Origin of the sequence: Photorhabdus khanii NC19 (assembly GCF_000517265.1) — a bacterium.
GTDB classification, from domain to species: Bacteria; Pseudomonadota; Gammaproteobacteria; order Enterobacterales; family Enterobacteriaceae; genus Photorhabdus; species Photorhabdus khanii.
Window position 1 is genome coordinate 325,783 of sequence record NZ_AYSJ01000004.1, and the last position, 16,842, is coordinate 342,624.

Genomic DNA, 16,842 nt, shown 5'->3' on the forward strand with positions numbered 1-16,842 from the left:
CTTATTAAAGGGCATTTACAATGCCCTTTTTTCGTAACAGAGACATTAATGAAAAGTGCCACGTTTTATTTACTGGAACAGCCATCACCTCAAGAGGATTTGCAGGCTCACGAATGGCTAGCATGTCAACTCACGGCTGACCAATGGCGAGCAGGAAAGCGGGTGCTGATTGCCTGTGAAGATCAACAACAGGCAGAAAAGTTAGATGAAGCTTTATGGCAACGGGAGCCTCATCAGTTCGTCCCGCATAACCTCGCGGGTGAAGGGCCAAGATATGGCGCCCCGGTTGAGTTATGTTGGCCACAAAAACGGGGAAACGCCCCCCGTGATATCCTGATAAATCTGCTGCCGCACTTTGCAGACTTTGCCACCGCTTTCCATGAAGTGATAGACTTCGTTCCTATAGATGAAAATTTGAAACAGTTGGCGCGTGAACGATATAAAACATATCGCAGCGTCGGCTTTAATTTGACCATGGCAACGCCGCCAACAGACTAAGTATCAAGATAAAATGGAAAAAACACCCGCTAACCAAACGCAATCCGAGCCATCTCTCGATAAAACTTACAATCCTAAAGAAATTGAGCAGCCTCTTTATACCCATTGGGAGAAAAGTGGTTATTTCAAACCTAATGGTGATACCAGCCGCGAAAGTTTCTGTATTGTTATCCCGCCACCAAATGTGACGGGCAGTCTGCATATGGGCCATGCGTTCCAGCAAACTATTATGGATACGATGATCCGTTATCAGCGGATGCAGGGTAAAAACACCTTATGGCAATCCGGTACTGACCATGCAGGTATTGCTACTCAAATGGTAGTTGAACGTAAGATCGCAGCAGAAGAAGGCAAAACCCGTCACGATTATGGCCGCGATGCTTTTATCGATAAAATCTGGCAGTGGAAAGCAGAGTCTGGCGGCACGATTACCAATCAGATGCGCCGTCTGGGTAACTCTGTTGACTGGGAGCGTGAACGTTTTACCATGGATGAAGGTCTGTCCAACGCCGTAAAAGAAGCTTTTGTCCGTTTATATAAAGAAAACCTGATTTACCGGGGCAAACGTCTGGTTAACTGGGACCCGAAACTGCACACTGCAATTTCTGATCTGGAAGTTGAGAACCGGGAAATTAAAGGTTCTATGTGGCATCTGCGTTATCCGCTGGCTGACGGCGTAACAACCGCAGAAGGTAAAGATTACCTGATCGTTGCAACTACCCGGCCTGAAACTATGCTGGGCGATACCGGTGTAGCAGTTAACCCGGAAGATCCGCGTTATAAGGATTTAATCGGCAAACAGATCATTCTGCCATTAGTTAACCGCCGCATTCCTATTGTCGGTGATGAACACGCGGATATGGAAAAAGGCACCGGTTGCGTGAAAATCACGCCTGCCCATGACTTCAATGACTATGAAGTAGGTAAACGCCATGCTCTGCCAATGATCAATATCATGACACTTGATGGCAATATCCGTAATGAAGCAGAAGTTTTCGATACCAATGGCGAGATTTCTGATGCCTACTGTTCTGATATTCCGGCTGAATACCAAGGCATGGAGCGTTTTGCCGCCCGTAAAGCGATGGTTGCTGAGTTTGAAAAACTGGGTCTGCTGGCCGAAATCAAAGCTCATGATCTGACCGTTCCTTATGGCGATCGTGGTGGTGTGGTTATTGAGCCAATGCTGACTGATCAATGGTATGTCCGTACAGCGCCTCTGGCGAAAGTGGCTATCGAAGCCGTTGAAAATGGCGATATCCAGTTCGTACCTAAGCAGTATGAAAATATGTATTACTCCTGGATGCGCGATATTCAAGACTGGTGTATCTCCCGTCAATTGTGGTGGGGCCACCGTATCCCGGCGTGGTATGACGCTGAAGGTAATGTCTATGTAGGCCGCAACGAAGAAGAAGTTCGTCGTGAAAATAATCTGGGTGCAGATATCGCCCTAAACCAAGATGAAGATGTCCTGGATACTTGGTTCTCTTCCGGTCTGTGGACTTTTTCTACTCTTGGCTGGCCAGAACAAACTGAAGCACTGAAAACTTTCCATCCAACGGACGTGTTGGTGAGTGGCTTTGACATCATTTTCTTTTGGATTGCCCGTATGATCATGATGACCATGCATTTCATCAAAGATGAAAATGGCAAACCTCAGGTTCCATTTAAGACCGTCTACATGACCGGTCTTATCCGGGATGACGAAGGCCAAAAGATGTCCAAATCCAAAGGAAATGTCATTGACCCGCTGGATATGGTTGACGGTATTTCTCTGGAAGATCTGCTGGAAAAACGTACCGGCAATATGATGCAGCCACAATTGGCTGAAAAAATCCGCAAGCGTACAGAGAAGCAATTCCCGGCGGGTATTGAATCTCACGGTACCGATGCCCTGCGCTTTACACTGGCGGCATTGGCCTCTACGGGCCGTGATATCAACTGGGATATGAAGCGTCTGCAAGGTTATCGTAATTTCTGTAACAAACTGTGGAACGCCAGCCGTTTTGTTCTAATGAATACGGAAGGTCAGGATTGCGGCCAAAATGGCGGCGAAATGGCGCTGTCACTGGCTGATCGCTGGATCCTGGCTGAATTTAACCAGACAGTAAAAGCTTATCGTGAAGCACTGGATACCTATCGTTTTGATATGGCTGCCAATATTCTTTATGAATTCACCTGGAATCAGTTCTGTGACTGGTATCTGGAGCTGTCTAAACCGGCGATCAACAAAGGTTCAGAAGCAGAAGTTCGTGGTACCCGCCATACATTGATTGAAGTTCTGGAAGGGTTATTGCGTCTGGCCCATCCTATTATTCCATTTATCACCGAAACCATTTGGCAGCGGGTGAAAGTGGTTAAGGAGATTGAAGCAGATACCATTATGCTGCAACCGTTCCCAGAATTTGATCAGGCGAAAGCAGATGAACTCGCGCTAATCGATCTGGAATGGATTAAAGAAGCGATTATTGCGGTACGCAATATTCGTGCTGAAATGAACATCGCACCAGGTAAGCCGCTAGAAGTTCTGCTACGTAATGCTGATGCAGGCGCGCAACGTCGTGTAGCGGAAAACCTGAATTTTATTCAGGCAATGGGCCGCCTCTCTGCTGTCACTCTGCTGCCTGCTGGTGAAGAAGCACCGGTTTCTGTAACCAAGCTGATTAATGGTGCAGAGGTGTTAATCCCAATGGCGGGCTTAGTCGATAAACAAGCCGAGTTGAGCCGTTTGGATAAAGAGATTGAGAAGCTGGATAAAGAGATTGGCAGCATTGAAGGTAAACTGTCGAATGAAGGCTTTGTCAGCCGTGCGCCCGAAGCCGTTGTCACTAAAGAGCGTGAACGCCTGGCAACCTGTAATGCATCAAAAGAGAAGCTGTTAGCTCAGAAGGAAACCATTGCTGCGCTATAATATTCTCAACAAGTAAATTTTCATCAAAGCCACTGCAATTCGTTGTCAGTGGCTTTTTAATTCAAAACGTAAACGATAAAATTTATAATAAAATGTAAATTCAGCCCATTCTATATAAACACCATCAAATATATTGAAAATAACAACAACTATTTCATTAATAAGGACACATATAATAAATATTTATTTTATTCATTTTTTCATATTTATATATCTGAAATTACAATATGATATAATTTTATTTTATATATAAATCATTAAATTTCTCATATTATATCTGGAATAAATTCACACAAATAAATATATTATTACCAGTAAAACATCAAATTATAATTTAATAGCTATAATAATCTGGAGAAATAAAATGAAAATAATTTTTACCCTGTTATTGGCAAGTACTGTGCAATTCGGTCTTGTACATCCTGCCAATGCAGAATCAACGTTTGATAAGATTCAATCCACCGGCATATTCAAAATTGCGACTGAAGGGGCTTATCCACCCTTTACCTATCGCGACGCTTCAGGCACTTTGACTGGTTTTGATGTCGATATCGGTCGTGAAATTGCCCATCGGCTGAATGTCAAACCGACATTTATTGAGGGAAAATGGGATGGGCTTATTGCCGGGTTGGATGCCGGGCGTTCTGATGCTGTCATTAATCAAATTGCGATTACTCCTGAGCGCCAGAAAAAATATGATTTTTCTATCCCATATATCACATCTCAAGCCGTACTTATCACCAATAAAGATAACAACAGCATAAAAACATTCAGCGATTTGCAAGGCAAAACCTCAGCACATACTCTGACCAACAACTTCGCTCAGATAGCAAGAAATAATGGCGCGGAAATCATCGGCACGAATGGATTTAGCCAGGAAATCGAACTGGTCAGTACCGGTAGAGCCGATGCCACTATCAACGATAGCCTCTCTTATCTGGACTATAAGAAGCACAAGCCAAATGCACCGGTGAAAATTGTTGCGTCGGATCCAAACGCAGGGCAAACAGCAATTTTACTCCGCCAAGGCGAGTCAGAACTAAAAACGGCTATTGATAAAGCAATCGTTGATATCAAAGCCGATGGTACCTATCAGCGCATCTGGGCTCAATACTTTGGCGACAATACTCCCGAATAAGTGAAACATACCTTACTCAAATAAACCAGTTCCCTCAACGTTAGATACAAACTCTAACCAGGGAACTTTATCGCTAATCCAGTTGAATTGAAGAATTAGGGAATATTTTCATCAAACATGAAATATATTGATTTATACAAACCCTTTTATATATCTAAAATGATCATATGATATAACTTTATTTTATATATATAAACTCCCAGCTTGCCATATGATATTTAAAACAATCTCATAAAAATAAATATATTTTTATATTACACAATAGGGAAAGTATATGGAGCCCTCCTGGTTTAATTTAGTACTCGATTCTTTCTGGCCTATGCTTTATGCGGGCTTTACTTTCACTATTCCGCTGACGCTTATTACCTTTACTCTTGGTATCATACTTGGGTTTATCGTTGCACTAATCCGGCTTTACGGGCCAAAACCGCTTATTGCTGTCGCCAAATTCTACGTATGGCTGATCCGTGGTACACCGTTACTTGTGCAACTGTTTCTTATTTTTTATGCCTTACCCAGCGTTGGTATTACGCTAGGCGCATTTACCTCAGCCGTTATTGGTTTCACACTGAATATTGGCGCCTATACCTCTGAGGTGATCCGCGCCACTTTATTATCTGTACCAAAAGGGCAGTGGGAAGCGGCTTATTCTATTGGTATGAGCTGGACACAATCATTACGCCGGATCATTCTGCCTCAAGCCGCGAGAATCGCTATTCCGCCACTCTCAAACACATTTATTTCTCTGGTGAAAGATACTTCATTAGCCTCAGTCATTACCGTACCGGAACTTTTCCTTGCTGCACAACGTATTGCGGCGGTGACTTATCAACCCCTCATTCTTTATACCGAGGCTGCAATACTTTATCTGATAATCAGTTCAGTATTGTCATCATTGCAAACCCGTCTGGAAAAGAAGTTCTCACAACAGAGTGATACAAAGGAATTAAAAGATGATTCAGCTCTCCGGCATTGAAAAAAGTTTTGACGGGCAAAAGGTCCTGAAAAATATTGATCTTAACATTGAGGAAGGCAGTCTTACCGCCCTGATCGGCCCATCAGGAAGTGGCAAAAGCACGCTGTTACGCTGCATCAACTTATTAGAAATTCCCCAAGCCGGGAAGCTCCAAATCGGCAGTGAAAGTATGACCTTCATCGGTAAAGAGCGCATTGCTCATAAGGATATACAACGGATCCGCCAGCAAACCGGCATGGTGTTTCAAAATTTTCAACTTTTCCCTCATCTGACGGTGATTGAAAACATTATGGAAGGGCTGATTTGGGTACAGAAATGGTCGCCAGAAAAAGCTAAAAAGCGGGCGCTTGAGCTGCTGGAAAAGGTTGGCATGTCACACAAAGTCGACGTCTTGCCTGCCACGCTATCCGGTGGTCAGCAACAACGTGTAGCAATTGCCAGAGCGCTGGCACCTTCTCCCAAAGTGTTATTGTGTGATGAGCCAACTTCCGCGCTTGATCCGGAATTATCGCTGGAAGTGGTTGCTGTATTGAAGCAGTTGGCTAAAGAAGGAACGACGATGTTGATGGCAACACACGATCTGCGTCTGGCAGCCAATCTTGCCTACAACGTCATATTTTTAGAATCTGGCGAAATTGTCGAATCGGGGACATCGAAAACGATTTTTACTCGTGCCCTCAAGCAGCGGACGGTTGAATTTGTTTCAACTTTAACGAATACCTTACCGGATTGGGAGATATAACCCACCGTTAAAAGCACCTTGCCGTAATTGTGCTTTGAGTCCATCAAGTCAATTACGATTAAATAAATTTTCTGACAGTTTGGAGAAATAAAATGAAAGCATTCCTCACCGTATTATTGGCTGGCGTCATTCAATTTGGCATTGCATATTCTGCCAGTGCAGAGTCTGGTCTTGATAACATTAAATCAACCGGCGTATTTAAAATCGCTACCGAAGGAACCTATCCGCCATTTACCTATCACAATGCTTCAGGAGCCTTAACCGGTTTTGATGTTGATATTGGCCACGAAATCGCACGCCGTCTGAATGTCAAAGCGGAATTCACCGAAGGGAAGTGGGATGGGCTTATTGCCGGACTTGATGCCAAACGCTATGACGCAGTAATTAACCAAGTCGCTATTACACCAGAGCGTAAAAAGAAATATGACTTTTCCGCTCCGTATATTATATCTAAAGCCGTACTTATCACCCGCAAAAATAATGACAGTATTAAAACGTTCAGCGATCTAAAAGGTAAAACTTCAAGTCATTCCTTAACCAGTAATTACGCTCAATTAGCAAAACGTCACGGCGCAGAAATCGTCCCCACTGAAGGATTTAATCAGTCAATTGATTTGGTTGCTACAGGCAGAGCCGATGCTACTATCAACGATAATCTCTCCTATTTGGATTTCAAGAAACACAAACCCAATGCACCGGTAAAAATTGTCGCAACTGAACCCAATGGTGATCAGGTCGGTATTCTAATCCGGAAAGGCGAACCAGAATTACAAGCTGCTATCGATAAAGCGTTAGCCGATATCAAAGCGGATGGCACTTATCTGCGTATTTCTACTCAATATTTTGGCACCGACGTTTCTAAATAAGAAAATAACCGCTTCTTTTTGCAAGAAGCGGTTCTCTCTTAATTAAATTATTTTGAATTTCAATATCTGATTATTATCTATATAGAAACGCAAAGTTTTATTCCCTCCTCCTGAACTTGGCCCTTCTATATTCTTTGCATTGGCATAGCTAAAATCCTCTCCTTTATAATATTTCATTTGATCCTTATGAGGTGGATTCCAATAATCTTGAAAAACCCAAATAATCGCGGTGCTTGGTTCACCCACTATCGTTATACGGATAGCCTTATTACTCTCCTCTTGATTCCCAATCCATGGCACCTTAATGTTAGTTATCAATACAGAATTAGCATTAATAATATGAGTCCTGCCATTATTTTGACCTTCCACAATATAGATTTTTCTGGGAGTATCATTAATAACTTTCCTAATATGAGTTACGCTAGCCATTTGAAACACCTTTTTAAAGTTAATGTTATTTTCCTAAGGTAATTAATGTTAATATATATGACATTACTATTAACTTACTAATGCAGAGTAAAATCATAATCAATAATATCAATGCGTTAGAAAAAAATTATAAAACTGAATTATTTTCTTCTGTTAATAAATTGGAATTATTCAAATACTTTACCAACACATATATTATAGACAATGGCAATAATTATTCTTAATTTATTTTACATCAAAGAGTTAATAGAAAAACCACCAAACTTTCTTATATATTTCATTTCAATATCCGCAAACAAATCTTTAATATCAAAAACAAATTAAACGATAAAAGACATTTTCAAAAAAATTTAAAATCAATCCAATTCAATATTATTGGTTTTTATATAAAAACATAATATAAATAAAAATCTTTATTTATATTATTAATCCAAAAAATAATATAATATTTATCGTCCATAAAAAATTTCAATGAAAATAATTTCTCTGCTCTTATACCATTCTATTTCTATCTATTGAAATATTAATTCCCATACTGTAAATTTCAAAAATTATCACACTATTCTGTTAAAGATTTATTCATTCCATAGTAAAGTCTCAGGTTGTTACTACCAAGTTGCCTAAACGAATTGAAACATCACAAGGAGCTAAAATATGATTGGTTACAATTCTGCAATTAACCGAAATACCCCATCTGTCAATGTACTGGATAACCGAGGGCTGAATGTACGTACTCTGGAATATCTGCGTACTCAAGCTGATGAAGAAAACAGTAGCGAATTAATCACTCGCTATGAGTTCAATACTCAGGGATTTCAAGTAAAAAGTACTGATCCACGGAGGTATAAAAACCAAAATGGTTCGAACTTTACTCGTGTCTTTAATCTGGCTGGCAATACACTGCGTGAAGAAAGTATTGATGCTGGCCGAACCATTACATTGAACGATATCGAAGGACGCCCAGTACTGAGCATCAATGCAATAGGTGTTCGTCAAACCAATCACTATGAAGATAACACTCTACCCGGCCGCTTACTCACCGTCACCGAGTTGGTGCAAGAAAACGAGAAAATCACAGAACGCCTTATCTGGGCAAGTCATTCAGATGCGGAGAAAAACCAAAATCTCGCCGGACAATGTGTACGCCATTATGACACTGCGGGGCTGGTACAACTGGAAAGCCTTTCCCTGACAGGAACCATTTTGTCGCAATCCCGTCAACTGATAGCCGACGATCAGGAAGCTGACTGGCGCAGTGACGATGAAAATAATTGGCGTACAAAACTGAATGACAACATATTCACGACTCAAAATAAAACCGATGCCATTGGTGCTCTGCTAACCCAGATCGATGCGAAGGGAAATGTACAACGGCTGTCTTATGACGTGGCAGGTCAATTGAAAGGGAGTTGGTTAACACTAAAAGGCCAGTCTGAAAAAGTTATTGTGCAGTCTCTTACCTGGTCAGCAGCCGGACAAAAATTACGTGAAGAACACGGTAACGGCGTTATTACGGAATATACCTATGAACCAGAAACCCTGCGATTAATCAACATCACAACCCGCCGAACTCAGGATAGCGCAAAACCACTACAGGACTTACGTTATGAATATGATCCGGTTGGCAATGTGATCAGTATTCGTAATGACGCAGAAGCAACCCGATTCTGGCGTAATCAGAAAGTGGTACCGGAAAATGCTTATGCCTATGATTCTTTGTACCAGCTAATCAAAGCAACCGGCCGCGAAATAGCTAACATTGGTCAACAAGGAAACCAACTTCCTTCCCCAGTTACCCCACTTCCTACTGATGACAACACCTATACCAACTATACCCGAACCTATTCCTACGACGATAGCGGCAACCTGACGCAGATCCGACATAGCGCTCCGGCAAGTAACAATAACTACACCACGGATATGACTATCTCAAACCGCAATAACCGTGGCGTCTTAAACACCCTGACCAAAGATCCCAATCTCGTTGATACATTCTTTGATGCAGGTGGTCATCAAACCAGCCTGTTATCAGGGCAATCTCTAAACTGGACATCACGGGGAGAACTACAGCAAGTCAGCCAGAATGGAAACACCGGAAGCGAGTGGTATCGTTATGGCAGTGATGGAATGCGGGTACTGAAAGTAAATGAGCAGCAAACAGAGAATGCCATGCAGCGGCGAGTCACTTACCTGCCCGGCCTGGAACTGCGTACCACACAAAACGGCGCCAATATAACGGAAGACCTGCAAGTTATTACTGTTGGAAAAGCGGGGCGGGCACAAGTACGGGTACTACACTGGGAAAAAGGCCAGCCAGCGAGCATAGATAACAATCAAGTCAGATACAGCTACGATAATCTGACAGACAGCAGCGAACTGGAACTGAATATGCACGGGGAAATTATCAGTTGGGAAGAATATTACCCCTACGGTGGGACCGCAGTATGGGCGGCAAGAAACCAGATTGAAGCCGGTTATAAAACTATTCGTTATTCAGGTAAAGAACGTGATGCAACGGGACTGTACTATTATGGCTACCGCTATTATCAACCTTGGGCAGGTAGATGGTTAAGCGCAGACCCAGCAGGAACAGTGGATGGTTTAAATCTGTACCGTATGGTAAGAAACAATCCAATGACAGGGATAGATGAAGATGGGCGCATATTTAAAACAGTAGCAACAGGCGCATTAGGTGTTGGAGGTGTAGCATATGAACTTTACAAGCATAGAAATCAACAAGCTGAAAGGCCGCAAATATCATCTCCCACATCTGAATCCTATGGTGATCAACAAATAAGTAAAATCACACAAAAAGCGAGCACTTTAAAAGCAAACTATGACCCGATTAAGCAGATGGCACATAACATAACGGGACGCAAAGAAGCGGCAGAACATCTCGCACACGGACAAGTCCCTGGTGTTCAAGCAATAAAAGAGGGAGCAAGTTTAGTCGCGACTGCCGGAGAATTTGCCGCAGCCGGCAATGTAGGTGAGTTAAACAAAACAGAGCTGACAAAAGCCGCAGGAACCGATGCAATTAATAATTTTAGCCTCACTTTTGCAGGGATAAAAAAAGTATTCAAAGCAGGTACCGCCACTGCTACCGTCACCCCAGAGAAACTGGAAGAATTGCAAAAAGCCTCCGATGATTTAAAGGAGGTTGCAACGGATACGTTAATTACAGGAGCATCACTGGGCGCGACTGTCGGCGCTACGCTAGATACAGCAGCAGCGATTGCACCACATCCAGCGGCTAAAATAGCATTAAAAGGCCTGTCTCTGGCATGGAAAGTGACCGGCGTTGTTCATACCGCAGAAGAGTTAGGAGAACTCGCAGAAAAACATAAGGATCTGGTTTCTAATGAGCTGGGACAAGAATTAAAACGGGAAATCACCGAAGCAAACCAAATCAGGAAAGGGACGATTCTTTCAAAGGTCAGAGAACATGGTTTGATAAGATAATCCAATAAAATACAATAGTCCTTATTCGCAACAGCATATAAGGACTATTTTGCTTTAAATCACATGCATCAGCCACGACCAGGGCTAACACAAGATTTACAACGAGCTGATTTTATTAATGAAGTCTGGTCTCACCCTGCTCTGGCAAATCATCTTCGCCGTCTTCATCTTGCTCATCAGGATCTTCGAAATAAGTGCCCCAGCCGTCATAATTGACGCCCATCTTCTGAGCCAGATTTACCAATTGTTCAACCTGAGCATCGATCAATTCAGCATTCAACCCACATTCGCTGATGACATCACAACACATCAGAATAGAACCATCTTCGATTTCCAATTCTTCCGCGTCAGTCACTTCATAACCCAGCTTAAAGGCTTCAACTGCCGCCTTTTCCAACAGATTAAAATCTTCCGCAGAAAAGTGGTGTTCAATGGCATAAAGCGCATCTGGATCACTACCATCTTCCAGTAATTCTTCAATAATAAGGCGCGTTTCTTCGCGTTGTTCTTCTAAGTCTTTTTGATTTGCCATACCCAATACCCTCAATCAGTTGGCCGTCCCAAAGTTCATTCTCCCACACCACAAGCAGGCTAACCACTGTTTACATCAAAGAAATCTAATGCGGAGTTGAAATTGAATTTTTATAGATATAAATTGAATTTAAATGCAAGAAATAACTGTGGAGATATCCAACAATGAATCCATTCTATCAACGTAATTTCCTAAGGTTGCTTGATTTTTCCTCAGCAGAAATCCATGCTTTCCTAAAACTGGCGGCTGAATTAAAATCGACTAAAAAATCCGGCACAGAAAAAGCCTGGCTAACAGGTAAAAATATTGTGCTGATTTTTGAAAAAGACTCCACCCGCACTCGCTGTTCATTCGAAGTAGCCGCTTACGATCAGGGGGCAAATATCACCTACCTTGGCTCCAGTGGCAGCCAGATTGGTCATAAAGAATCAATTAAGGATACCGCCCGTATACTTGGCCGCATGTATGACGGTATTCAATATCGCGGCTATGCTCAGAAAGTGGTTGAAGCCCTGGCAGAATATGCAGATGTTCCTGTATGGAATGGGCTGACGGATGAATTTCACCCTACTCAGTTACTGGCAGATTTGCTGACTATTCAGGAGCATCAACCAAAGAAACCGCTGTCAGAAATCAAATTCGCCTACTTGGGGGATGCCCGTAACAATATGGGTAATACTATGTTGGAAGCCGCGGCATTGACAGGCATGGATGTTCGGTTAATTGCTCCTGAACAGTACTGGCCAGATGCAACACTGGTTGCTGAATGTCAGAAACTGGCCGAAAAAACAGGCGGGAAAATTACGCTAACCGAAAATGTCCCTGAGGGGGTTAAAGACGCTGATTTTCTTTATACCGATGTCTGGGTTTCTATGGGAGAGCCAAAAGAAGTTTGGCAACAACGGGTTAACCTATTGAAACCTTATCAGGTGAATATGGATGTGGTGAACATGACAGGCAATCCACAGGTAAAATTCCTGCACTGCCTGCCCGCATTCCATGATGAAGAAACGACGTTAGGCAAGCAACTCGCCGCTGAATTTAATATGTATGGGGGGCTGGAAGTCACCAATGAAGTTTTTGAGTCAGAGCATAGCATTGTGTTTGATCAGGCAGAAAATCGTCTGCATACCATTAAAGCGATAATGGTAGCGACACTGGCAAGTGATCTTAAAATCTAATTAGTTATGATGTCCGCAGGGCTATGTCTGCAAAGAAGAGGTCCTGCGAATATCATTTTTCTTCGGGCAAACGCTTGCTGTGAGATTTTTCGCGAGTATAATGCGCCACAATTTGCCGGGAGAAATCATGAAAAACAGCACTTCTTTTCATCAAGCTAAAGTGCGGGTGCAACTGCCTAAAGGCAGCCAGCAATCATTGTTTTTCCCGTTGCTAAACCAATCATTTAATGCCCCTCATTGAGGGGCTTTTTTTTGCCCGGTAATCAATTGATGATCACCACCCCGGATGTCAGCATTAGAGGAGAGTGAAAAATGGCTAATCCGTTATATCGCAAACATATCATCTCAATAAATGATTTGAGCCGCGAAGATCTGGAATTGGTGTTGCGAACCGCTGCCACACTGAAAGCCAGACCACAGCCTGAATTGCTGAAACACAAGGTTATCGCCAGCTGTTTCTTTGAAGCCTCTACCCGTACCCGGCTCTCTTTTGAAACCGCAATCCACCGCCTTGGCGCTTCCGTGGTTGGCTTTTCAGACAGCAGCAACACCTCCTTGGGTAAGAAAGGCGAAACACTGGCAGATACTATTTCCGTTATCAGCCAATATGTTGACGCTATCGTGATGCGCCACCCGCAGGAAGGTGCTCCGCGCCTGGCGTCCGAATTTTCCGGTCATACTCCGATTATCAATGCTGGTGATGGTGCTAACCAACATCCAACACAAACCTTACTGGATCTGTTCACTATTCAAGAAACTCAGCAACGGCTGGATAGTCTGAATATCGCTATGGTTGGTGACCTGAAATATGGCCGCACGGTTCATTCACTGTCACAAGCGTTGGCGAAATTTAATGGCAACCATTTTTATTTTATCGCCCCGGAAGCATTGGCAATGCCAAATCATATTCTTCATATGCTGAATGAAAAAGGCGCCACCTACAGCCTGCATACCAATATAGAAGAAGTGTTGCCGGAACTAGATATTCTTTATATGACTCGCGTGCAAAAAGAGCGCCTTGATCCATCCGAATACGCCAATGTAAAAGCGCAATTTGTTCTGCATACTGCCGATCTGACGGGAGCGAAAGAGAACCTCAAAATTTTGCATCCATTGCCACGTATTGATGAGATTTCTGTTGATGTAGATAAAACCCCCCATGCCTATTATTTCCAACAGGCAGAAAATGGTATTTATGCCCGTCAGGCACTATTGTCTCTAGTTTTAAATGAGTGATTAAAGAAAATATTGAATGTCCTCAAATGGAATCGTTATCATTTACTTTTGAAATGACGTTCTACTTCTGTATATAATTGAATAGCAAGTCTATTTATTCACCTTCAAAATTAAAAGTGAACTCAGATAATACACTGGCAGACTTAGAGGTACAATTAACGCATATTTTATGCCTCCTGATAGAGGCATATCATTAACGTTCAAACGTCAATCAATTAAGGACATTAAAATGAGTAATGATTTTTTTGGGCTAATTGGAATGTATTTTATTAGCTATTATGCACTTAGATTTTTAAAACGTTATTCAGAAAAAATAGGTATCAAATGGAATAATCCCAGGAGGAATACATTAGGATTGATAATATTATCAGCGATTGCTTTTCTGACCGGTTATTGTATAGGACATACCGATGCATACACTAATTTATATACTTACTCTCATCTCTTAGCCAGGCTAGAATACCTATGGGTTACTTCTGCTTTATTATTATTAAGTGTTATTTTAAGCAAAGAGTATTATAAAGAATATTTTACGAATTTCTCAATACTATTTACATCATCACTAATATTCTTATTCGGCTTCCAAGGTTTTTATATAACCATTTAATAGAGATGATAACTAAACCCTATAAATACATCATAAGAATTCAATATATTCACAATTAATTTTAAAAGCACTAAATTTTTAACATCGATAAAAACTTAGTGCTTGAGAATATCATACAATTTCTGTAACAATAAAATAAACAATTGCGCCAACATAGTTACCAATCACATATCCTACTGTGCCAATAACCATAATAGGCCCAACTAAATTTACCCAACCTTTACTGATAGCTAACGCCGCAGCCGTTGTTGGACCACCAATATTTGCATTACACGCTAATATAATTTCCTCAAGATTAAATTTAAATAATTTACCTACACCAAGAGTCAATAATAAATTAATCATTGCAACAATAAATACAAATAAAAATAACAAAGGCGCATTGATAATAATTAATTTTATAGAAGCAGGGATACCTATTACAACGAAGAACATATAAATCGCATAAGTTCCTAATTCCTGACTACCATTTAGATTATTAAAAGCCTTTTTGAATATGGAAACCATAGTGAAAGTTATTGTTGTTAAAATAAGATATTTATCTGATATCAAACTAAAAAATAACTCTTGATAGATATTTTCAGGTTGTCCTGAAAACGCTTTTAACCAAGCCGATAATTTAAACGAAATAACGACTATAAAGATAGACCATGCTAAAGATAATGAAATATCCTTCAGTGAGATATTCTTAGGTTGCCAATAGGATCCTGCCAAAGATTTCGATCTATCTGAATTGGGATCACTTTCTATCGCCTCAGAATAAGAACTTCGCCAAAACTTTCTTGCAAATGACCAACCCGCTAAAGCTATTAATATTATGAAAAAACAAGCTACCACGAGATTATCAGCGACGATAGTCGATGCCGTCATATTTTGAGTGGGTTCCAGCTTGGCTGCCATTGCCGCAAAATTCACTCCACCACCAGTATATGACGCGGAAATCATAGCACTGATTTTATCCAATTCAGGGATATAATTCCTGAGAAGTTTAAATGCTAAAACCGCACCAATTATAGTCGCGACAGAAGACATTAAGAATAATATAAGCAGCCTCCCGCTTTCTTTAATAATACTCTGTAAATCAACCTTAAATAATAATAAAGGTATTGCCAGCGGCACTATATATTGCCAAACAGCATCGTATACTACCGATTCGGTCGGTATTATATATAAATTGGATGCAAAAATAGCAATAATCAATGCCATAATGGCACCGGGTACTTTCGATGCCCACTTATATCTCTGTTCCATTACAATCGCCAGTGTCGCGGCAATCATCACAAAGGCCCAAAGGAATAAAGTATCATTAGGATCAATCAGAGTATTATTCATTATTTTTCCTATCACCTCGTTTATCATCTCATAATAAAAACACACTCAGAAAAATAAATCATTAGAGTGGAGAAAATTTTAAATGGAAACCCTATTCTAAAGCAAAAAGATCAATATCCCTTAGAAGGGAATGTACCAAGATGTTAGGACTTTTAGGAGAATACACCAACTCATGAATCAGGTATTACCTTCATACTTTTATCAACAGCAGAATCAGCAATCTAACGTTAAAAGTACGCTAGAAGTTGCCCATCAGTTTAATTTATATGATATTTGTGGCCTCTTTTCCTTCAATTGTCGGCGGTTACGTTGTTTCCAACACATAGCTGGCAGTAGATACGAATATCTTCTTATCTGGATAAACAAGATGGCACCACCTAAAATGGAAGATGTGTCGATTCTTAACAATATCTCCGGAGGATGAATACAGAAATAGTTGTCACTAAGATGTATTCATACAGAACACTATGACCCAAGATCATCAACTACAAGTCGAAGCCATTAAATGCGGTACGGTGATTGACCATATCCCAGCTCATGTAGGTTTCAAGTTACTCTCTCTATTTAAGCTGACTGAAACCGATCAACGCATTACCATCGGCCTGAACCTGCCTTCCAATCAGCTAGGTAAAAAAGATCTCATCAAAATCGAAAACACATTTCTGACAGAACAACAGGCTAATCAGCTTGCTATGTATGCGCCAAATGCAACAGTGAACTGTATTGAAGACTATGAGGTTGTGAAGAAACTGCCAATTAACCTGCCTGAGCGTATTGATAGCGTGTTAGTCTGTCCTAATAGCAATTGCATCAGCCACAATGAGCCGGTAGAAAGCAGTTTTCGGGTCAAAGTCACATTTGAAGATGTGGTATTGACCTGCAAATACTGCGAGAAAGAGTTTGATCGCAATGTGGTGATACTCAGCAAGTAA

At 41.3% G+C, this 16,842-nt stretch carries 14 protein-coding genes; 11 read left to right on the forward strand and 3 right to left on the reverse strand.

Features of this window, described 5'->3' with window-relative positions:
* Positions 1 to 48: 48 nt before the first annotated feature.
* The 6 genes from PTE_RS05885 to PTE_RS05910 all read left to right on the forward strand — a co-directional run bounded on the left by PTE_RS05885 (position 49) and on the right by PTE_RS05910 (position 7,131).
* Positions 49 to 498, forward strand: a complete 450-nt coding sequence (locus tag PTE_RS05885) for a DNA polymerase III subunit chi (protein WP_036844011.1) — start codon at positions 49 to 51, stop codon at positions 496 to 498.
* Positions 499 to 511: 13 nt separating this feature from the next.
* Complete coding sequence (locus tag PTE_RS05890) at positions 512 to 3,409, forward strand: valine--tRNA ligase (RefSeq protein ID WP_036844013.1); 2,898 nt, start codon at positions 512 to 514, stop codon at positions 3,407 to 3,409.
* A 364-nt stretch (positions 3,410 to 3,773) separates the two neighbouring features.
* Positions 3,774 to 4,547 (forward strand): amino acid ABC transporter substrate-binding protein, encoded by a 774-nt coding sequence (locus PTE_RS05895; RefSeq protein WP_036844015.1) that lies wholly within the window; start codon positions 3,774 to 3,776, stop codon positions 4,545 to 4,547.
* Positions 4,548 to 4,821: 274 nt separating this feature from the next.
* Positions 4,822 to 5,523 carry an amino acid ABC transporter permease gene (locus tag PTE_RS05900; RefSeq protein ID WP_036844016.1) on the forward strand — a complete coding sequence of 234 codons (702 nt, stop codon included), beginning with the start codon at positions 4,822 to 4,824 and terminating at the stop codon, positions 5,521 to 5,523.
* Complete coding sequence (locus PTE_RS05905; RefSeq protein ID WP_036844019.1) at positions 5,501 to 6,265, forward strand: amino acid ABC transporter ATP-binding protein; 765 nt, start codon at positions 5,501 to 5,503, stop codon at positions 6,263 to 6,265. The genes PTE_RS05900 and PTE_RS05905 overlap by 23 nt, the downstream gene beginning before the upstream one ends.
* 92 nt (positions 6,266 to 6,357) lie before the next feature.
* Positions 6,358 to 7,131 (forward strand): amino acid ABC transporter substrate-binding protein, encoded by a 774-nt coding sequence (locus PTE_RS05910; RefSeq protein WP_036844021.1) that lies wholly within the window; start codon positions 6,358 to 6,360, stop codon positions 7,129 to 7,131.
* Positions 7,132 to 7,173: 42 nt separating this feature from the next.
* Here the strand turns inward: PTE_RS05910 and PTE_RS05915 are convergent, their stop codons facing one another.
* A complete protein-coding gene (locus tag PTE_RS05915; protein WP_051477214.1) occupies positions 7,174 to 7,560 on the reverse strand; it encodes a hypothetical protein in 387 nt (128 codons plus the stop codon).
* Between the two features lie 654 nt (positions 7,561 to 8,214).
* Here PTE_RS05915 and PTE_RS05920 point away from each other — a divergent pair.
* Positions 8,215 to 11,022: an RHS repeat domain-containing protein gene (locus PTE_RS05920; RefSeq protein ID WP_036844024.1), complete on the forward strand. Its 2,808-nt coding sequence runs from the start codon at positions 8,215 to 8,217 to the stop codon at positions 11,020 to 11,022.
* 115 nt (positions 11,023 to 11,137) lie between these two features.
* Here PTE_RS05920 and rraB read toward each other — a convergent pair whose 3' ends face one another.
* Positions 11,138 to 11,554, reverse strand: coding sequence for a ribonuclease E inhibitor RraB (gene rraB / locus PTE_RS05925; RefSeq protein ID WP_023045479.1), 417 nt, complete (start codon positions 11,552 to 11,554; stop codon positions 11,138 to 11,140).
* 164 nt (positions 11,555 to 11,718) lie between these two features.
* On the opposite strand from rraB, the gene argF reads away from it, so the two are divergent.
* The 3 genes from argF to PTE_RS25415 all read left to right on the forward strand — a co-directional run bounded on the left by argF (position 11,719) and on the right by PTE_RS25415 (position 14,578).
* Positions 11,719 to 12,735 carry an ornithine carbamoyltransferase gene (argF, locus tag PTE_RS05930; RefSeq protein ID WP_036844026.1) on the forward strand — a complete coding sequence of 339 codons (1,017 nt, stop codon included), beginning with the start codon at positions 11,719 to 11,721 and terminating at the stop codon, positions 12,733 to 12,735.
* Between the two features lie 312 nt (positions 12,736 to 13,047).
* Entirely contained in the window at positions 13,048 to 13,971 is a 924-nt protein-coding gene (pyrB, locus tag PTE_RS05940; protein WP_036844030.1) for an aspartate carbamoyltransferase, read from the forward strand.
* A 229-nt stretch (positions 13,972 to 14,200) separates the two neighbouring features.
* The gene (locus PTE_RS25415) at positions 14,201 to 14,578 is read left to right on the forward strand and encodes a hypothetical protein (RefSeq protein ID WP_070974587.1); all 378 of its coding nucleotides are present in this window, start codon (positions 14,201 to 14,203) and stop codon (positions 14,576 to 14,578) included.
* A gap of 111 nt (positions 14,579 to 14,689) precedes the next feature.
* Here the strand turns inward: PTE_RS25415 and PTE_RS05945 are convergent, their stop codons facing one another.
* Complete coding sequence (locus tag PTE_RS05945) at positions 14,690 to 15,910, reverse strand: DUF819 family protein (RefSeq protein WP_036844033.1); 1,221 nt, start codon at positions 15,908 to 15,910, stop codon at positions 14,690 to 14,692.
* A 467-nt stretch (positions 15,911 to 16,377) separates the two neighbouring features.
* On the opposite strand from PTE_RS05945, the gene pyrI reads away from it, so the two are divergent.
* On the forward strand, positions 16,378 to 16,842 hold the full coding sequence (gene pyrI / locus PTE_RS05955; protein WP_036844037.1) for an aspartate carbamoyltransferase regulatory subunit: 465 nt from the start codon (positions 16,378 to 16,380) through the stop codon (positions 16,840 to 16,842).

Coding starts and splice junctions, on each gene's coding strand:
- PTE_RS25415 (WP_070974587.1), top strand. CDS start 14,201: ATGAGTAATGATTTTTTTGGGCTAATTGGAATGTATTTTATTAGCTAT.
- argF (WP_036844026.1), top strand. CDS start 11,719: ATGAATCCATTCTATCAACGTAATTTCCTAAGGTTGCTTGATTTTTCC.
- PTE_RS05885 (WP_036844011.1), top strand. CDS start 49: ATGAAAAGTGCCACGTTTTATTTACTGGAACAGCCATCACCTCAAGAG.
- pyrI (WP_036844037.1), top strand. CDS start 16,378: ATGACCCAAGATCATCAACTACAAGTCGAAGCCATTAAATGCGGTACG.
- PTE_RS05920 (WP_036844024.1), top strand. CDS start 8,215: ATGATTGGTTACAATTCTGCAATTAACCGAAATACCCCATCTGTCAAT.
- pyrB (WP_036844030.1), top strand. CDS start 13,048: ATGGCTAATCCGTTATATCGCAAACATATCATCTCAATAAATGATTTG.
- PTE_RS05895 (WP_036844015.1), top strand. CDS start 3,774: ATGAAAATAATTTTTACCCTGTTATTGGCAAGTACTGTGCAATTCGGT.
- PTE_RS05905 (WP_036844019.1), top strand. CDS start 5,501: ATGATTCAGCTCTCCGGCATTGAAAAAAGTTTTGACGGGCAAAAGGTC.
- PTE_RS05900 (WP_036844016.1), top strand. CDS start 4,822: ATGGAGCCCTCCTGGTTTAATTTAGTACTCGATTCTTTCTGGCCTATG.
- PTE_RS05890 (WP_036844013.1), top strand. CDS start 512: ATGGAAAAAACACCCGCTAACCAAACGCAATCCGAGCCATCTCTCGAT.
- PTE_RS05915 (WP_051477214.1), bottom strand. CDS start 7,560: ATGGCTAGCGTAACTCATATTAGGAAAGTTATTAATGATACTCCCAGA.
- PTE_RS05945 (WP_036844033.1), bottom strand. CDS start 15,910: ATGAATAATACTCTGATTGATCCTAATGATACTTTATTCCTTTGGGCC.
- rraB (WP_023045479.1), bottom strand. CDS start 11,554: ATGGCAAATCAAAAAGACTTAGAAGAACAACGCGAAGAAACGCGCCTT.
- PTE_RS05910 (WP_036844021.1), top strand. CDS start 6,358: ATGAAAGCATTCCTCACCGTATTATTGGCTGGCGTCATTCAATTTGGC.